Here is a 16400-nt window from a genome sequence, read left to right as displayed (position 1 = left end):
TGAAGCCCTTGTGGCGGCGCGTTCACGCCGGTTCGGGCTGTGGCTCCGCTCGCGGGGCCGGTACGGCAGCGGGTTCCCGGCGGGCGAACGCGCGGACGTAGCCGTAGACCACCGAGGCCGTCGCCAGGAGCAGGAGCGGGCCCGCCACCCAGGCGTGCTCGGCCATCTCCACCGGCAGCCAGCGGTACGACAGCAGCAGGGCGGCGAAGACGGCCGCGCCGTGGGCGACCACCAGCAGGCCCGCCCGGTCCCAGCCGTACGCCTGCGAGCGCAGCGCCGCCTCGATGGTCAGCGCGAACACCACGCCGGCGACCAGGTCCACGCCGTAGTGGTAGCCGAAGCCCACCGTCGCGGTGAGCGTGGCGACCAGCCAGAACGCGCCCGCGTACCGGATCGGCCGGGGCGCCTTCCGGGAGTGGACGAAGATCGCGACGGACCATGCCGTGTGCAGGCTGGGCATGCAGTTGCGCGCGGTGACGCTGTCGTACGGCATCGGCTCCGGGACGCCGACCGGCGGCGGGGTCTCCGGCCACCAGTCGGCCACCGCCCAGTGGACCACGGACGGCGACTGCGACCAGTGGTCGGGCGAGGCCCAGTTCTCGCTGCCGCCGCCGTAGGCGTAGATCGGCCCGACCACCGGGAAGATCATGTAGATGGCGGGGCCGAGCAGGCCGATCACCAGGAAGGTGCGCACGAGGTGATGGCGGGGGAAGCGCCGCTCGACCGCCACGTGACGCAGCCGGTACAGCGCGAAGAGGACCGCGGCCACGGCGAGTTGGCCGTAGACGAACTCCAGGAACCGGTAGCCCGCCGGGCCGGTGGAGTAGACGATCCGCCCGATGACCCAGGAGGGGTTGCCCAGCGCGTGGTCGGCGGTCGCCACGTACTGGTCGAGCACCGTGTGCCGGGTCTCGGCGGTGAGCAGCAGCCACAGGTCGCCGGTCTTGCGGCCGGCCACCAGCAGCAGACCCAGCCCCACGCCCTTCAGCAGCAGGACGCGTTCCGCTCCGGTACGGCGGGTGACGGCGACGACCCCGCAGCCGAGGACCACCCACAGGGCGCCGTTGCCGAAGGGGTCGCCCTCGGTCACCTCGATGCCCAGCGCCCACCGCACCAGCACGAACGCGATGTCGATGCCGAACGCGAGGCCCGTGGCGATGAACCGCTGCCGCCAGGTGAGCACCACCATCGTCAGCACCAGGCTCGCGTAGAGCAGGTATCCCGACTTGGGGGCGGCCAGCACCTCCCGGGCCTGGTTGGTGAGCGGACCCGGAAGGCCGTACCGGTGCGCGGCGATCTCCATCGCGATCTGGAAGCCCAGGACCAGCGCGCCGGCCGCGGCCCACAGGATCATCCGCGACCGGCTACGCACCGGGGTCGGGAGTCTGTCTTCTATTCGCGCAGATGACCGCGATGTCATGGGTATCAATCACTCAGCCGGTAGGGGAAGTCCGAAGTCCCGAGGTGGGACGCCGCGCGCCGCCGTCGGGGTCGTCCGTCCGGCAGCCACGTCATAGACGAGGACAAGCCCCGAAAGGTTGCTCCGTCGCCGCCCGGGAGACCGGGCCGTTACCGTGTGGCTTCGTGCTTCCGGCTCGGGCCGGAACGGGACGCGGGCCGGGGGGTCGGATGATCGCGCGGGGGTGGTGGGAGCGGGGCCGGACGCTGGGGGCGGCCCATCCGCTGCTGGTGGACATCGGGATCGCGCTGCTGGTGCAGGCGGCGATGACGATGCCGTTCGTGGTGCCGCGCCCGCCCGAGCTCGAACCGGCGACCTGGCCCGCGTACGGGCTGACCACCCTCACCGTCGTCCCCCTGGTCTGGCGGCGGCGCGCCCCGGTCGGGGTGCTGCTGGCGATCCTGGCGACCAACGTCCTGTACCGGCTGACCCTGGACGGGCCCGGGCAGCCGCTGCCGTACACCGGACTCGTGATCGTCTACACGATCGCCGCGCTGTCGCCGCCCCGAAGGCGGCTGGTGACCGGGCTGCTGCTCATGGTCGCCGTGCCCGTGGGTGTGTGGCTCAACACCCGGTCGGCGCGTGAACTGACCTTCTCGGTCTTCGTGTTCGCGGCCGCCTATGTCTTCGGCCGGCTGACCGACACCCGCCGTCGGGCGCACCGGGTGGAGGCGGAGCAGGCCGCCGCACGCGAACGGGCGCGGATCGCGCGGGAGATGCACGACATCCTCTCCCACGCGGTCGCCCTGATGATCGTGCAGGCGGAGGCCGGGCCGGTCGCGGTGCGCACGGCGCCGGAGCGGGCGGAGGCCGCCTTCGACGCGATCTCCGAGACGGGCCGGGACGCCATGACCCAACTGCGCCGCATGCTGGGGGTGTTGCGGGAGGGTGAGACGCCCGGCGACGCGGGAGACGCGCCGCGCGGGCCGCAGCCGGGCCTCGCGGAGCTGCCCGGCCTCCTCGACCGGGTGCGGGCCGGCGGCCTCGACGTCCGCTACCGGACGTCCGGGCACGCCCGGCCGCTGCCGGACACGACCGGGGCGACCGTCTTCCGGATCGTCCAGGAGGCGCTGACGAACACCGTCAAACACGCGGACGCCGGCATCGCGTCCGTACATCTCGACTACGGGGAGAGCGACTTGTCCATCGAGGTGACGGACGACGGGCGGGGTCCGCAGTCCGCCTCCGGGCGCGGGGGCGGCGGTCACGGGCTGGTCGGCATCCGCGAGCGCGCGGCGGCGCACGGCGGCACGGCGGTCACCGGACGGGGCCCGGACGGCCACGGCTTCACGGTACGGGTCCGCATCCCGGCGCCCGCCGCTGCGGGTGCGGCGGCGGAGGTGGTCCGGTGACGATCCGTGTGGTGGTCGCCGACGATCAGGAGCTGGTGCGCAGCGGCTTCGCGATGATCCTGGACGTCCAGCCCGACATCGAGGTGGTCGCGGAGGCGGGCGACGGGGCCGAGGCGGTCGAGGCGGTGCGGCGGCACCGGCCGGACGTGGCGCTGCTCGACATCCGGATGCCCCGCGTGGACGGCATCGAGGCCTGCCGCACGATCAGCGCGGCGGGCGACTGCCGGACGGTGATGCTGACGACCTTCGACTCCGACGAGTACGTCTACGAGGCGCTGCACGCGGGCGCGAGCGGCTTCCTGCTGAAGGACGTCCGCCGCGACGACCTCGTCCACGCGGTACGGGTGGTCGCGCGGGGCGACTCCCTGCTCGCGCCGTCCGTCGCCCGGCGGCTGGTGGAGCAGTACACCCGGCCCGCCGCCCGGCCCCGGCGCCCCGATGCCCGCCTGGACGCGCTGACCGGCCGGGAGCGGGAGACGCTGCTGCTGCTCGCGCGGGGGCTGTCGAACGCGGAGATCGCCGCCGAGCTGGTCGTCAGCGACCACACGGTCAAGACCCACGTGGGCAACGTGCTCGCCAAGCTGGGGCTGCGGGACCGGATACAGGCCGTGATCTGCGCGTACGAGACGGGCCTGGTCGCGGCCGGCGATCCCCCGCCCGGGGGAGCGCGCCCGCCCGGGGCATCCCCCGCGTCGGCGAGCGGCTGAGCCCTCAGGACCGCCCGTGCGGGCGGTCCGCCGGACGCCGCCGGCCACAAGGATGGAGCCATCACCGACAACAGCTCACATCAACGGAGTTGACCATGCGGAGCACGCGCAAGAACCAGCGTCCGGCCGGGAACGCGAGCACGGCGAAGAACAGGGGCGCACGCGGTGGCTCCCTCGCCCTGCTCGCCGCCACGCTCGTCCTGGGCGCGGCGACGGGCCCCGCCGTCGCGGCCGCCCCGCCGGCACCGTCCTCCCACGCCCTTTCGGCGCAGTCCGCGATCCCCGCGCTGGACAAGGCCCTCGCGGGCCTGCCGTCGGCGGACGCGACGGCCGCGCTGGTGCGCGTCGGCGGGACCGAGGGTGTCTGGCGGGGCAGTTCCGGTGTGCACGACCTGGAGAGCGGCCGCCCGGCCGACCCGGCGGCCCGCTTCCGCGCCGGCTCGGTGACCAAGGTGTTCACGGCGGCGGTCGCGCTGCAACTGGCCTCCGAGGGCCGGCTCGACCTGGACCGCAGCGCCCGCTCCTACCTGCCGGAGCTGATCCCCGCCTCGTACGGGGGCGTCACCGTACGGCAGTTGCTCAACCACACGCACGGCATCCCGGCCGCCGACTTCCCGGGGACGACGGTCGAGGAGTGGTACGCGGACCGCTTCCGGATCCACGACCCCGAGGACATGGTCCGCTCGGCCACCTCGAAGAAGCCCGAGTTCGCGCCCGGCGAGCGGCAGCACTACCTCAACATCGGCTACACCGTCGCCGGTCTGCTGATCGAGAAGGTCACGGGCGACACCTACGAGCACCAGGTCGCCCGCCGGATCCTGAAGCCGCTCGGGCTGCGCGACACATACTTCCCGGGGAGGAACCCGCACATCGTCGGCCCGCACAACCACGGCTACCAGACGATGACGCTGGACGACGGGACGAAGGGACTGCGCGACGTGTCCGTGTGGGGCACGACCGACGGCTGGGCGGCCGGCGACATCGTCTCGACCACGGCCGACCTGGAGCGGTTCACCCGCGCCCTGTTCTGCGGACACGTCGTGCGCGGCCCGCTGCTGGAGGAGATGTTCACCCTGCCGAAGGTGACCGACCTCGGGAGCGGCGACCCGGCCGCCTACGCCGTCGGCCTGTCGATGAAGAAGCTGGGCGGCCGCGAGGTGTGGGGCAAGACGGGCGGCCGCTGGGGCTACAACGCGGCCATCGCCTCCACCCGTGACGGCTCGCGCACCCTCGTCTACAGCGTCAACTCCACCGACGCCAAGGGCAAGGACATGAACCCGGTGGCGCTGAACATCATGGTGGCGGTGTACGGGAAGCCCTCCAACGGGTGAATACCGGGGAGCGAGGCGTAAGGCGCGGCCTCGGGGTGGGAAGGGCATGGTGCACACCGGACCAGCGACGGCAGGCAGGAGCGTCCCACGATGCCGAGGTTTCTCATCCAGGCGACCTACACCTCCGAGGGCGCCCAGGGGCTGCTCGGCGAGGGCGGGAGCGGTCGCCGAGCTGCCGTGGAGCAGGTCGTCTCCGGGCTCGGCGGGAGCGTCGAGGCCATGTACTTCGCCTTCGGGGAGGCCGACGTGATCCTCCTAGTGGACTTCCCCGACCCGGTCTCGATGGCCGCCGTCAGCCTCGCCGTCAAGGCCAGCGGCGGCCTGCACACCCGGGCCACCCCGCTCCTCACGGTCGACGAGATCGACGAGGCCGCCCGCCGTCAGGTCTCCTTCCGGCCGCCCGGCGTCTGAGAAACCCCGCAAGAGGGCCGTTCCGGATGCCGTGGCCCGGTCCTACAGGTAGTCCTCCAGCCGGGCGACCGTGAACCCCTGCTCCTGGATGTGCCGCAGCAGGTTCGCCGTCATCTGCGTCATCGTCGTGCCCTTGAGGTCGGACGGTCCGCGGAAGTGGGCCAGGATGATGTCGCCGGGGTGCAGCTTCTTGTCCCCGCGCTGGTACTGCATGTTCTTGGTCTGCATCGACTCACGCCACAGGACGATCGCCTCGACGCCGCACGACCCCGCAGCGACCCGGGTGTCCTCGTTCCAGTTGCCGTACGGCGGGCGGAACAGCCGCGGCGCGGCGCCGTACCGCTCCTTCAGCTTGTCCTGCTGTCCGCAGATCTCCCGTTTCTGCGCCTCCGCCCCCAGCGTGCGCAGATTCGGGTGGGTCAGCGTGTGGTTCTGGACGCCCTCACCGAACTCCTGGAGCGGCTTGAAGTAGTCGTAGTCGCCGCGGATGGCGGAGTCCGTGAGGAACATCGTGAAGGGGATCTTCAGTTCCCGCATCATCGTCACGAACTCCGGGTCCTTCTCGGCCCCGTCGTCGATGGTGAGGAAGACGATCTTCTGGTCGGTGGGTATCTCGCTGACCACCGGCACGCCGGGCCCGGCCTTCGACGACGGGCTCGGTTTGGCCGCGGGCGGGGCGGGCGGAGCCGCGAGCGGCTTGAGGCCCCACTTGCGGTAGGCGGCCTCGACGGCGGCCCGCCCGCCGGAGCCGCTCCCGGCGCTCCCCGCGCTCCCCGAGGGCGCCCCGGAGGCGCGTGACCCGGTGGGGGACGGGGACTTCGAGGTCTTCGCGGAGGACTCGGTCGTGCAGCCCGTCGTCACGCCCGTCGCGAGGAGGAGGCAGGCCAGCGCCGCCCCCCTGATCCGCCTGTCCACCGCGCCCCACCCCATGTCGTCCGCACCGCAACCCGTTCGCACTGGTTGACGTCGAACGGGTGTCCAGGGTTCCGCTGCCCCCGGTGGGCGCGATCACACGACGAATCCCCAGGTCACCGACCTGGGGATTCGAGACGACTCACGCGTGCGGGCGCATGTGCTCTACCCGTGCGGGTGCAGGACGACCTTGGTGTAGCCCTCGATGCGCTTGTCGAACTTCTCGTACGCCGACGGCGCCTCTTCGAGGGGCAGTTCGTGCGACACCACGAAGCTCGGCCGCGCCCTGCCCTCGATGATCATGTCGCGGAGCTGACGGTTGTAGCGCTTGACGTTGCACTGCCCCGTGCCCATCCTCAGCCCCTTCTCGAAGAGGCGGCCGATGGACACCATCAGCATGCCCTGCTTGGAGTGCTCGTCCGGGCCTCCCGGGTCACGCGGGACGTACAGCCCCGGCACGCCCAGGGCTCCCGTCGGCCGGACCGAGTCGACCAGCGAGTTCAGCACCGTCGCCGGCTCCTCGCGATCCTCGCCGCGGGCCTGCGCCTGGTAGCCGACGGCGTCGATGCCCTTGTCGGCGCCCTCGCCCCCGGTGTGCTCCTTGATCTGCTCCACCGGGTTGCCCTTGCTGAAGTCGATCGGCACGGCGCCGATCTCCTCGGCCTTCTGCAACCGCTCGGCCACCCGGTCGACCACGAACACCTTGCTCGCGCCGCGCAGCATCGCCGAGTAGGCGGCCATCAGCCCGACCGGGCCGCCGCCGTAGACGGCGACGCTCTCGCCGGGACGGACGTCGGCCAGCTCGTTGCCGTGATAGCCGGTCGGGAAGATGTCGGCGAGCAGGATGAAGTCGGACTCGTTCTCGGTGCCCTCGGGGAGCTTCAGGCAGTTGAAGTCGGCGTAGGGCACGCGGACGTACTCCGCCTGTCCGCCGGTATAGGGGCCCATCGCCACATAGCCGTAGGCGCCGCCCGCGAAGCCCGGGTTCACGGTCAGGCAGAAGCCGGTGAACCCCGCGCTGCAGTTCTTGCAGAAGCCGCAGGCCACGTTGAACGGCATCACGACCCGGTCGCCGCGGCTGAGCGTCGTGACGCCCTCGCCGGTCTCCTCGACGACGCCGAGGTTCTCGTGGCCGAAGACGATGCCCGGCTCGGCGGCGGTGCGACCTTCGTACATGTGCAGGTCGGAGCCGCAGATGGCGGATGACGTGACCCGTACCGTCACGTCGTTCGGGTGCTGGATCCGGGGATCCTCCACTTGCTCGACCGCTACTTCGAACGGTCCCTTGTACACGACAGCCCTCATTGTCGAGCACCTCCACTCAGCTCGACTGCCCCTGTGTGTGATTCCTCATATTCCAGATTCGTCCATGCTGGGATGATTTGCATCCAGGGGGGATCGTTCGTTCGGCTTTACCCGAACCCAGTGTGGAGAGGACCAGGAACGTGACCCGACGTCTCGGCGTGCTGCTCGTCCCGGTGTGCGGGCTGTCCGGCACCAGTTACCCCGAGGGCACCAAGGTGTCCATACGCGGCACCGGATCGTCCGTCGACGGCTTCGTGGACGGCGACTGGCTGCCGCTCGCCTGGTGGGAGTTCGCGGACACCCATCCCGACGAAGCGTCCCGGATCTGAGGCCCGCCTGCCCCCGTCCGGGTGCCTGTGGGGCTCCTGTGGAACTCCGCGCCGTGGCCGGCCGTTGACGGAACGACGCGTGCGAGGCGCGCGGACGACCGGAACGACATGGGCTGAAGCCGAGGTGGCACGCGTGGCGATGTGGGATCGGATCAAGGACCAGGCCAAGGGTTTGCAGCAGCAGGCGCAGGGCGCGCGCGGCGCCGGCGGGCACGGCCGTCCTGGCGCGGGCTCCACGGGCGGGTCGGGCTCGCGCGCCCAGCTGGTCAGCGCGCTCAAGTCGCAGCTCACCTCGCTCAAGACCGAACTGAAGAGCGGCGCCTACCGGGACGCGAGCATGGCCATGTGCGCCCTGGTCGCGGCAGCCGACGGGCATGTCGACCCGGCCGAGCGGCAGCACGTGGAGTCGCTGATCCTGCACAACGACGTCCTGCAGAACTTCCCGTCCGAGCAGCTGCGCCAGCGGTTCAACAAGCACGTCGACCAGCTGGCCTTCGACTTCCCGCAGGGCAAGGCCGAGGCGCTCCAGGAGATCGCCAAGGCCGCCAAGAAGCCGACCGAGGCCAGAGCGGTCGTCCAGACCGGCTTCGTCGTCGCGGGCGCCGACGGGTACGTGGCACCGGCGGAGGAGCAGGTCCTGCGCGAGGCGTGCCAGGTGCTCGGGCTGTCCGCACAGGAGTTCGGGCTCTAGGGCGGCGGAGGTCGGACCCCGTCAGGCGGGCCGTTTCCATGACGGGTCGCGGCCCGACAGGCCCAGCGTGCGGGCGAACAGGGGCGCGGTGACGGGCACGGGCACCTCGGGGCCGAAGGCGCCGTACCGGCGCGCGATCTCGGCCCGGCCCGCCACGTCCGCGTGCACGGCGGCGGCGAGATCACCGTCCACGGTCAGCTCCTGGCCGGTCGCTACGGCGAGATCCCAGGCGTGCAGCACCCACTCGCACAGGACGATGCCGCCGACGAACGGCGCCGGCATGCTTCCGGCGCCGGTGAGGGACGTCTCGCCCGCCCAGGCCGCCGGGTCGCACCAGGCGGCGGCCGTCTCCGCCGCGCGGACGGCGTAGAGCCGCGCCCAGTCCGCCTCGCCGGTGAAGTCGTGGCCGTCGGCCACCTCCTCAGGGGGCTGCTTGAGGGCGCAGGCGCGCCCCCGAACGCCGGTCCACAGGACGAGGTGGTTCACCACACCGCGGACGGTCAGCTCGGGGCACGGCGTGGGCCGGTCCAGGTCCTGCGGCGTGATGGAGCGCACGACGGCGACGGCCGTGTCCGAAGCCCGGGTCATGACGTCTGCCGGCTGCATTGCGAGACCCTCCGCTTCCGCATCGCCGCGCCGGTTCCCCGCGCGGTTCTTCCTGACGTTCCGTGAGGTCATCAGCGTAAAACGGCGCGCCGGAGGGCGTCTTGAAGAAAGGCGACCGCCGGAGCCCGCTTGTGCCGCTTGATCGAATGCGCCTACTTTTGCGCGTCATGACCACGACCCGCAGGGCAATCCTGAAGAGCATGGCCGCCGCACCGGTGATCGCGGCCGGCGCCGGCGTGCTGGCGCCGGCCACCGCGCACGCGGCGACCGTAGACGCCGGCCAGTTCCGTCTGACCAGCCGGTCCCGCAACAGCCACGGCGAGTTCGCCGATCTGACGGCCGGTCTGGCCGCCGTCCTGCCCAAGGTGGACGCGGCCACCGTCCTCGCCGACACCAACCGCAACGCCCAGCGCCTCACCTCCGCCCCGGGCACCGTCGAGGCGTTCCAGGCCGGCTTCGCCTGGGAGAGCGGCGACAACGGGGTCGACTACTGGGTCCCGCAGGGCATCACCACCAGCGCCGACGCCTACGGCAACGGCCTCTACCCGGCGAACGGGAACAACAAGGCCCTGATCGTCTCCTGGTACTTCCAGACCAACACCGACACCGACCCCGAGCCGGAGTACCCGCTCGACAAGGGCATCCGGCTGAGCTTCGTCGACTACAGCAACGCCGCCGCGCCCACCTACCGGCACGTCCTGCTGGTCGAACCGGTCAGGAGCGGCTCCGGCGCCTACTCCTTCAATCCCGTGCAGCGGCACGCCGGCGGCATCCTCTGGTACGGGGACCTGCTGTACGTCGTCGACACGTACAAGGGGCTGCGGGTGTTCGACCTGCGGAACTTCTTCAAGGTCGACACCGCCGAGGCCGACGTGTGCGGGCTGCACACCGACGGCAAGTACTACGGCTACGGCTACCAGTACGTCCTGCCGCAGAGCCACGCCTACGACAACGCGGGCACCTACCTGCGCTACTCGGCGATCGGCCTCGACCGGGCGAGCAGCCCCGACAGCTTCGTGATCAGCGAGTACTCGGAGGCCGGCATCGTCGACTACGACGAGAAGGGCTACATCGGCACCGGCAAGGGCAGCGTCACCGCGCCCAAGGTGGTCCGCTGGAACCTCGACTACACGACCCGGCAGCCGTCGTCCCTGACCGCGTCCGAGGCCGTCAGCATCAGCCAGAAGTCGATCCAGGGCGTCGTCTCCCGCAACAGCAAGCACTACCTCTCGGTGAGCGACGGCCGCACCCGCAAGGGCGCCCTGCGCACCTTCACGTCCGGCGCGAACACCGCCACCACCGTCTGCGACCTGGCCATCGGCTGCGAGGACCTGAGCTTCCACAGCAGCTCGGCGTCCGGCTGGGCGTTCCCTGAGTCCGTGATCTGGAACCTCAGCGAGTACGACGGCACGCGGTATGTGTACGCGGTGCGGGCGGACGGCTCCTAGCCCGCGGGGCCGCTCCCGGCCGCCCTCGGTTGCCCTCGGGGGCGACAATGGGCCCATGAGCATCGTCAAGATCAACGTACTCACGGTCCCGGAAGAGCAGCGCGAGACGCTGGAGAAGCGGTTCGCGGCCCGCGCCGGCGCGGTGGAGGGCTCGGACGGCTTCGAGTGGTTCGAGCTGCTCCGCCCCGTCGAGGGCACCGACACCTACCTCGTGTACACGCGCTGGCGCAGCGAGGAGGACTTCCAGGCGTGGATGTCGGGCCGCGGCCAGGCGGCCCACGCCGGCGCGTCCGGCTCCGCCGGGGCAGGCTCGGCTCAGGGGCACGCCGCCGAGGGCGGTGAGCGGCCGAAGCCCGCGGCGACGGGTGCGACGCTGTGGTCCTTCGAGGTGGTCCAGCAGGCCGGCCCCAGGCAGGACTGACACCGGCCGGGGAGGGGCCGGTCAGCCGGTCGCGGCCAGAGCGGTCGCCCGCCCCTCCTCGTCCCACACCACCTCCAGGACGCTGACGACGGCTTCCCGGTCGAGCGGGCCGAAGACGTGCGGGAACAGGACGTCCTCGGCCACCCCGGGCGGCGGGGCGGGCGCCGCCGCCTCCCACTCGCACCGCGCGCCGAGCCGGTCCTCGTCCAGCAGCAGGGCCAGCAGCGGCCTGTCCGGGGTCCTGTAGAACGCGTTGACGACGGCGAGCGTCGTCCGCTCGTCCGGTGAGCAGTGCACGAAGCCGTCCGCCGCGAGGGAGGCGGGGGCGTACGGCCGGCCGGGGTTCGCGTCCCAGTCGTCCTTCTCGTCCTTCGGCATGACGTGGTAGATCATCGTCCGATTATCCGGGAGCGGTCAGGCGGTGGGACCGTGACCTGACCGCTCGGCCGGTGCCGGGGACGTCAGAAGACGTGCTGGCCGGGGACGAGGATGCCCCGGGGGTCGTACGTGCGCTTGGCCGCCTTCAGCGCGGGCCAGGCGGGGCCGAAGTGCGCGCGCCAGTCCGCGGGGGTGAACGGGATGCTGCCGACGGGGTACTGCGTGCCGCCGGCGGCGGCGACGGACTCGTAGGCGGCGCGGTTGCCGGCCAGGGCGCCGTCGACGGCGGCGCTGTCGCCCGGCGGGACGGCCCGCAGGATGTCGAAGAGGTACGACGTCGGCTCGTCGGAGGCGCGCAGCAGGGGGGTGGTGAGGCGGTCGCGGAGCAGGGGGTAGAAGAGGACGACGCCGCCGGGGCCGAGGGTTTCCGGGGTGAGGTCCTCCAGGAGCGGCGCGGCGAGGGCGGCCGCGCGGGTGCCGGGGACCATGAGGTTGAGCCAGGGGTGCGCGAAGTTCCAGACGCCCGCGGCCTTCAGCGCGGCGGCCCAGGGGGCGAGCCGGTTGAGGAAGTCGAAGTAGGGCTTGTCCTCGTAGCTGAGCCGGGAGGCGTCGTGGCGCAGGCCGCGCAAGAGGGCCGCGTCGTCCGGGGCGGGGCCGACGGGCGCACCGTAGGCGACCGCCTCCAGGGTGTAGACGCGGAACGCGCCGTCGGCGTCCGCGGAGACCTGGCCGTCGACGTAGTCGAAGCGGGCCTCCTCGATGAGGAGACGCTGGTCGTCGAGGAAGGTCTCCAGGTCGGTGTACGGCAGGTGGTAGTGGCGCACGGTCTCGGGCGCGGGGACGAGGCGCAGGGTGGCCTCGACGATGACCGCGCACTGGCCGAGGCCGGCGAGGACGGCGTGGAAGAGGTCGGCGCGGCGGGTGGGCGAGCAGCGGACGAGTTCACCGGCGCCGGTGACGACGCGGAGCTCGGTGACGTTGTCGACCTGCGCGCCGTGGCGGTGGGCCTGGCCGCCGAGGCCGCCGACGGAGAGGGTGCCGCCGACGGACAGTTCGAGGTAGTCGGTGAAGACCGGCGGAGTGAGGCCGTGGGCCAGGGTGGCCCGGGCGACCTCGCTCCAGCGGGCGCCCGCGCCGACGGTGACGGTGGTGCTGTCGGGGCCGACGGGGCCAATGTTCGCGAGGGGCGTGGTCTCGATGACCAGGCCGCCTTCCGCCTGGGCCTGGCCGAACGTCGCGTGTCCCTGGCCGCGGGGGGCGACGGGGAGGCAGTGGGTGTTGCAGAAGCGGACCATGCTGACGACGTCGCGCACGGAGCCGGGGCGCAGCACGGCGCGGGGGCCGCGGTGCACGATGTGGCCGAAGTCGTCGGCGGCGGCGGTGAGGGATGCGGCGTCGGTGAGGAGCGTGCCGTCCAGCGCGGGTATGCCGGTCAGCGCGGCGGACGCCGTGCCGTCGGTGGCCCAGCTGCGGGAGACGGTGTCGAAGCCGACCACCGCGGCTGTGCCGGCGACCGTGAGTCCACGCAGGACGTTGCGTCTGGACGGTGTGCGGGGCATGCGCGGTACCACCTTTCGAGCGGTGCGGGAGGAATGATCAAATCTGCGCCAGCGTAAGGCAGTTGAGCCCCTCAAATGCGGTGCGGTCCGGCCATCCGCGGCACTGTTTCGCGCCAGGCCCCGTGGACTCAGCCGCTCGGGTCCTCCTCCTTCAGCGCGGTGGGGAGTTCGGTGCGGCGGCGGATGGCGAGCTTTCGGTAGGTGCTGGTCAGGTGGGTCTCCACGGTGCGGCGGGCGATGTGGAGGAGGTCGGCTATCTCCGTGTTGGTGCGGCCGTCCGCGGCCAGTTCGGCGATACGGCGTTCGCTGTCGGTGAGGGCGCCGGAGCCGGTGCGGGCGGCGGCGGTGCGGCGGGCGCCTCCGGCGCGGAGGGCTTCCTCCGCACGGGTGCGCAGGCGTACGGCGCCCAGGCGTTCGGCGTGTTCGGCGGCCTCGCGCAGGACGTCCCGCCCCCGGGAGCGGTCCCCGGCGGTGGTGAGCAGCCGGCCCCGGGTGAGGAGGGCGGCGGTCAGCTCGGCGCCGGCCGGGGTGTCGCGCAGGACGCCGACCGCGTCGTCGGCCAGTTCCGCACCGCGCCGTCCGCCGGTCACCCCGGCCAGGACCCGCAGGGCGCGGCCGGTGGTGCGGGGGGTGTCCCACACGCGGGCCAACCGCAGTTCCTCCTGCGCGAGGGCGAGGGCCTCCCGCCGGTCGCCCAGGGCCAGCCGGCACACGGCGGCCGCCGAGCGCCACGGGGTGACGACCGGGCTGAGCACCGTGCGGGCCGACTGGCGGCGGCCGCACTCCAGGAAGTCGTGCAGGGCGCCGGTGACATCGCCCTCGGTGAGGCGCAGGACACCGCGGGCGTAGAGGAAGCGGTTCAGCTCCCAGGAGTCGGGCGCCTGGCGCAGGTCGAAGCCGTCGGCGAGCCGGCGGGCCTGGCGGGTGCGGCCGGTCTCCACGAGGGCGAGGAGAGCGTGGGCGTCCGCGTTGGCGGGGGCGTGCCGTGCGGTCTCCCCGGCCGGCGGTCCGGGGTGCGGGGGCAGGAGACGGCCGTACTCGCCCCTGGCCGCCGCGATGTCCAGGGTGACGTCGTGCAGGGCCCGGTGCATCGGGTGGAGCAGGGACGCACGCTGCCCCGCCAGGCCTCGTTCGACCAGCCGTTCCGCCTCGTCGAGTTCGTCGGCCCACTGGGCGACCGCGGCGGCGGTGCCCAGCAGGAAGGGTTCGGCGAGGGGGTCGGCGGGTTCGGTGAGCAGGGCGCGCAGCCGGTTCATCGCCGTCCGTGCGGAGATCGCGCCCGCGGTGGCCGCATAACGGACCAGGAGGGCCTGGCCGGTGGCGCCGGCCAGCTCCGGGGAGCGTTCCGCGATGTCCGTCAGCCGGCGGTACGTCTCCCGGCGGACCGTCTGGTCCTGGTCCGACAGCAGCGCTGAGGCGGTCCGCGCGGTGCCGGCCAGCTCGGGGTGGTCGGTCAGCTGCGTCTCCAGCCGGCGCATCACCTCCATCGCCGTGCGGACCTCGCCGTGGCCCGCGAGGGCGGTGCCGAGCGCCATCGCGGTGAGGACCTGGTCGCGGGGCTCGGCGGTCAGGGTCAGCGCCTCGGCGAGGCGGGGGATGCCGGCGGGGGCGTCGGCCGAGGCGTACTCCAGCGAGCCGAGCTCGGTCAGCAGGCGCTGCCTGAGGTCGTCGGCGAGCGGTTCCCGCAAGGCCCGGCGGAGGTAGACGACGGCGTCGCCGGGGCGGGCCTCGCGCTCGGCGACGGTGACGGCGTCGCGCAGGACGCGCAGCGCCCAGGGCAGGCCGACGGGGCCGCTGTGCAGCAGTTGCCGGGCGACCTCCTCCACCCGGTCGCCCCGCCGCAGCATCGCCTCGGCGACCGCCCGGTGGGCCTCCTGCCGGCGGGCGGTGGACCAGCCGGCGAGGACGGCGTCCCGCAGCAGCGGATGCGCGTAACGCGGCCGCCCGTCCCCCTCCCCGCCCGGCCGCAGCATCCCCAGCCGCACCATCGCCGTGAGCCACCCGGCCACCCGCGCCGGATCACACCCGGTGGCATCGGCGAGCAACCCGACGAACGCCTCCGGCGGAGCAGCAAGGGCCACGACCCGGCCGGCACCGGCCTGCCGCCCCTCGGATGCCGCCGGCTCAGCCCAGGCCGCCCCGCCGGGCACTGACGCCTCCGCCCCCGCCTGCGCCGCGCGCGGTGGTTGCAGGGTTGCCAGGGTTCGGGCCAGGTTCGTCGTGTCCGGGTCCGTGTTGTCCAGCCACCAGTTCACCGCCGCCGGGTAGGCCCCCGGGTACAGGGCCGCGCAGGTGTCGGGCACCGGGGCCGGGGGCGGGGCGCCGTGCAGGTCCTCCAGGAGGGCGCGCAGAAGCAGCGGGCTGCCCGCGCCGGCGCGCACGCAGTCCGCCGTCCATTCCGCCGGCGCCGTCGGGACGGCGGCCGCGACCAGTTCCGCCGACGCGGTGTCGGAGAGCGGCGCGAGCGTGTGGGTGCGGACGAGGGAGGGGGAGAGCGCGTGGGTCAGACCGCTGGGCTGCGGACCGATGTCGTACTGGCTGCGCTCGGTGGCCACCACCAGCACCGGTAATCGGTCGATGCGCCGGGCCGCCTCCACCAGCCAGCGGCGTGACGCGGCGTCGGCGAGGTGGACGTCGTCCACCGCCACCAGCAGCGGCGACCGCGCCGCGTACGAGCGCAGCACCCGCCACAGCCGCGCCGCGCTGCCCCGGTCGTCAGGACCGGGCGCCACGTCCGCGAACTCCGCCACGGGGCCGAGAAGATGGAGCACCGCCGAGAACGGCACCCCGGTGTCCTCGGGGGAGCAGCGGGCCCGCAGCACCCGCAGACCGCGCCCGGCCGCGTGCGCCGCGGCCGCCTCCAGCACGGCGGAGCGGCCGGTCCCGGTGGCTCCGCGCAGCAGGACCAGCCGTCCGCTGCCCGCGAGGGCGCGTTCCGTCTCGGCCACGAGCAGCGCGTGCGCCTCTTCGCGCTCGGGCAACGGTGCGGTCATCCCTGCCTCCTGTGCTCGTGGTGACTCGTGTACTCGCTGACGGTGGTGGTGACGCTTACGGCGTGGTAGACGTCGGTGACGTGGGCGGGGTGGCGGCCGGGGGCGGCGCGCACGGCGGTTGTGGTGAGGCTCACGGCGGGACGAGGACCCGCCCCCATGAGCCGCCGGCACATCGCCAGATGGCCCCTGACCTGCACTGATCCCCGCGCCGGACGCTTCTCGTGGTGGCGGTGCCGGCGTTGCTCTCGTGGTCCGCCTCGTGGTGCTCCACGATTGCGCCGCCGCGTCCCGCGCAGAAATGTGGAGCACGATCTCCCGTCACCGGTCCCGCGCCGGTCGGCGGGTCCGTGAACAAGGGGGATTCGGTTGCTCAGCGCGCCCCGGACGGCAGACCACCCGACCGCGAGGACACCCGACCGGCCCACGCCGAGAACGCAGGACCGCGCCGGGGACTCCGTCGCCGTACGGACCCCGCGCCGCACGCCCGTCGTCGTACAG

At 73.0% G+C, this 16400-nt stretch carries 16 protein-coding genes; 8 read left to right on the top strand and 8 right to left on the bottom strand.

The annotated features are described in order from the left end of the window. Positions 1–22: 22 nt before the first annotated feature. Positions 23–1354 (bottom strand): phosphatase PAP2 family protein, encoded by a 1332-nt coding sequence (locus ACFYXA_RS26000; RefSeq protein ID WP_389036888.1) that lies wholly within the window; start codon positions 1352–1354, stop codon positions 23–25. 275 nt (positions 1355–1629) lie between these two features. Between ACFYXA_RS26000 and ACFYXA_RS25995 the strand changes: the two genes are divergently transcribed. From ACFYXA_RS25995 to ACFYXA_RS25980, 4 genes are all read left to right on the top strand, one after another. After that, positions 1630–2811 (top strand): sensor histidine kinase, encoded by a 1182-nt coding sequence (locus tag ACFYXA_RS25995; protein WP_389036885.1) that lies wholly within the window; start codon positions 1630–1632, stop codon positions 2809–2811. After that, on the top strand, positions 2808–3518 hold the full coding sequence (locus tag ACFYXA_RS25990) for a response regulator (RefSeq protein WP_389036882.1): 711 nt from the start codon (positions 2808–2810) through the stop codon (positions 3516–3518). The genes ACFYXA_RS25995 and ACFYXA_RS25990 overlap by 4 nt, the downstream gene beginning before the upstream one ends. A gap of 95 nt (positions 3519–3613) precedes the next feature. Next, positions 3614–4849 carry a serine hydrolase domain-containing protein gene (locus ACFYXA_RS25985; RefSeq protein WP_389036879.1) on the top strand — a complete coding sequence of 412 codons (1236 nt, stop codon included), beginning with the start codon at positions 3614–3616 and terminating at the stop codon, positions 4847–4849. Between the two features lie 90 nt (positions 4850–4939). After that, positions 4940–5260: a GYD domain-containing protein gene (locus ACFYXA_RS25980; RefSeq protein ID WP_352244670.1), complete on the top strand. Its 321-nt coding sequence runs from the start codon at positions 4940–4942 to the stop codon at positions 5258–5260. 42 nt (positions 5261–5302) lie between these two features. Here ACFYXA_RS25980 and ACFYXA_RS25975 read toward each other — a convergent pair whose 3' ends face one another. After that, the gene (locus tag ACFYXA_RS25975; RefSeq protein WP_389036876.1) at positions 5303–6190 is read right to left on the bottom strand and encodes a polysaccharide deacetylase family protein; all 888 of its coding nucleotides are present in this window, start codon (positions 6188–6190) and stop codon (positions 5303–5305) included. A gap of 147 nt (positions 6191–6337) precedes the next feature. After that, positions 6338–7477 carry a glutathione-independent formaldehyde dehydrogenase gene (locus tag ACFYXA_RS25970; RefSeq protein ID WP_389036873.1) on the bottom strand — a complete coding sequence of 380 codons (1140 nt, stop codon included), beginning with the start codon at positions 7475–7477 and terminating at the stop codon, positions 6338–6340. 140 nt (positions 7478–7617) lie between these two features. Here ACFYXA_RS25970 and ACFYXA_RS25965 point away from each other — a divergent pair, with 140 nt between their 5' ends. Both ACFYXA_RS25965 and ACFYXA_RS25960 read left to right on the top strand, forming a co-directional pair. Then, entirely contained in the window at positions 7618–7806 is a 189-nt protein-coding gene (locus ACFYXA_RS25965; RefSeq protein ID WP_352244667.1) for a hypothetical protein, read from the top strand. A 133-nt stretch (positions 7807–7939) separates the two neighbouring features. Further along, positions 7940–8497: a tellurite resistance TerB family protein gene (locus ACFYXA_RS25960; RefSeq protein ID WP_352244666.1), complete on the top strand. Its 558-nt coding sequence runs from the start codon at positions 7940–7942 to the stop codon at positions 8495–8497. A 21-nt stretch (positions 8498–8518) separates the two neighbouring features. Here the strand turns inward: ACFYXA_RS25960 and ACFYXA_RS25955 are convergent, their stop codons facing one another. Then, the gene (locus ACFYXA_RS25955; RefSeq protein WP_352244665.1) at positions 8519–9103 is read right to left on the bottom strand and encodes a TIGR03086 family metal-binding protein; all 585 of its coding nucleotides are present in this window, start codon (positions 9101–9103) and stop codon (positions 8519–8521) included. 167 nt (positions 9104–9270) lie between these two features. On the opposite strand from ACFYXA_RS25955, the gene ACFYXA_RS25950 reads away from it, so the two are divergent. Continuing rightward, entirely contained in the window at positions 9271–10551 is a 1281-nt protein-coding gene (locus tag ACFYXA_RS25950) for a hypothetical protein (RefSeq protein WP_389036868.1), read from the top strand. 55 nt (positions 10552–10606) lie between these two features. Further along, positions 10607–10972 (top strand): antibiotic biosynthesis monooxygenase, encoded by a 366-nt coding sequence (locus tag ACFYXA_RS25945; protein WP_352244662.1) that lies wholly within the window; start codon positions 10607–10609, stop codon positions 10970–10972. A 21-nt stretch (positions 10973–10993) separates the two neighbouring features. Here ACFYXA_RS25945 and ACFYXA_RS25940 read toward each other — a convergent pair whose 3' ends face one another. The 4 genes from ACFYXA_RS25940 to ACFYXA_RS25925 form a co-directional block, all read right to left on the bottom strand. Continuing rightward, positions 10994–11365, bottom strand: a complete 372-nt coding sequence (locus ACFYXA_RS25940; protein WP_389036864.1) for a DUF952 domain-containing protein — start codon at positions 11363–11365, stop codon at positions 10994–10996. Positions 11366–11433: 68 nt separating this feature from the next. Next, positions 11434–12909: an FAD-binding protein gene (locus ACFYXA_RS25935; protein WP_389036861.1), complete on the bottom strand. Its 1476-nt coding sequence runs from the start codon at positions 12907–12909 to the stop codon at positions 11434–11436. Positions 12910–13037: 128 nt separating this feature from the next. Beyond that, positions 13038–15902 carry an AAA family ATPase gene (locus ACFYXA_RS25930; protein ID WP_389036858.1) on the bottom strand — a complete coding sequence of 955 codons (2865 nt, stop codon included), beginning with the start codon at positions 15900–15902 and terminating at the stop codon, positions 13038–13040. Further along, entirely contained in the window at positions 15899–16036 is a 138-nt protein-coding gene (locus ACFYXA_RS25925; RefSeq protein ID WP_389036855.1) for a hypothetical protein, read from the bottom strand. The genes ACFYXA_RS25930 and ACFYXA_RS25925 overlap by 4 nt, the downstream gene beginning before the upstream one ends. Positions 16037–16400: the final 364 nt, after the last annotated feature.

The organism is Streptomyces sp. NPDC002566 (assembly GCF_042889585.1).
Taxonomy (GTDB): domain Bacteria; phylum Actinomycetota; class Actinomycetes; order Streptomycetales; family Streptomycetaceae; genus Streptomyces.
The sequence above is the reverse complement of the archived record's forward strand: the minus strand, read 5'-3'. Positions and strand labels throughout refer to the sequence as shown.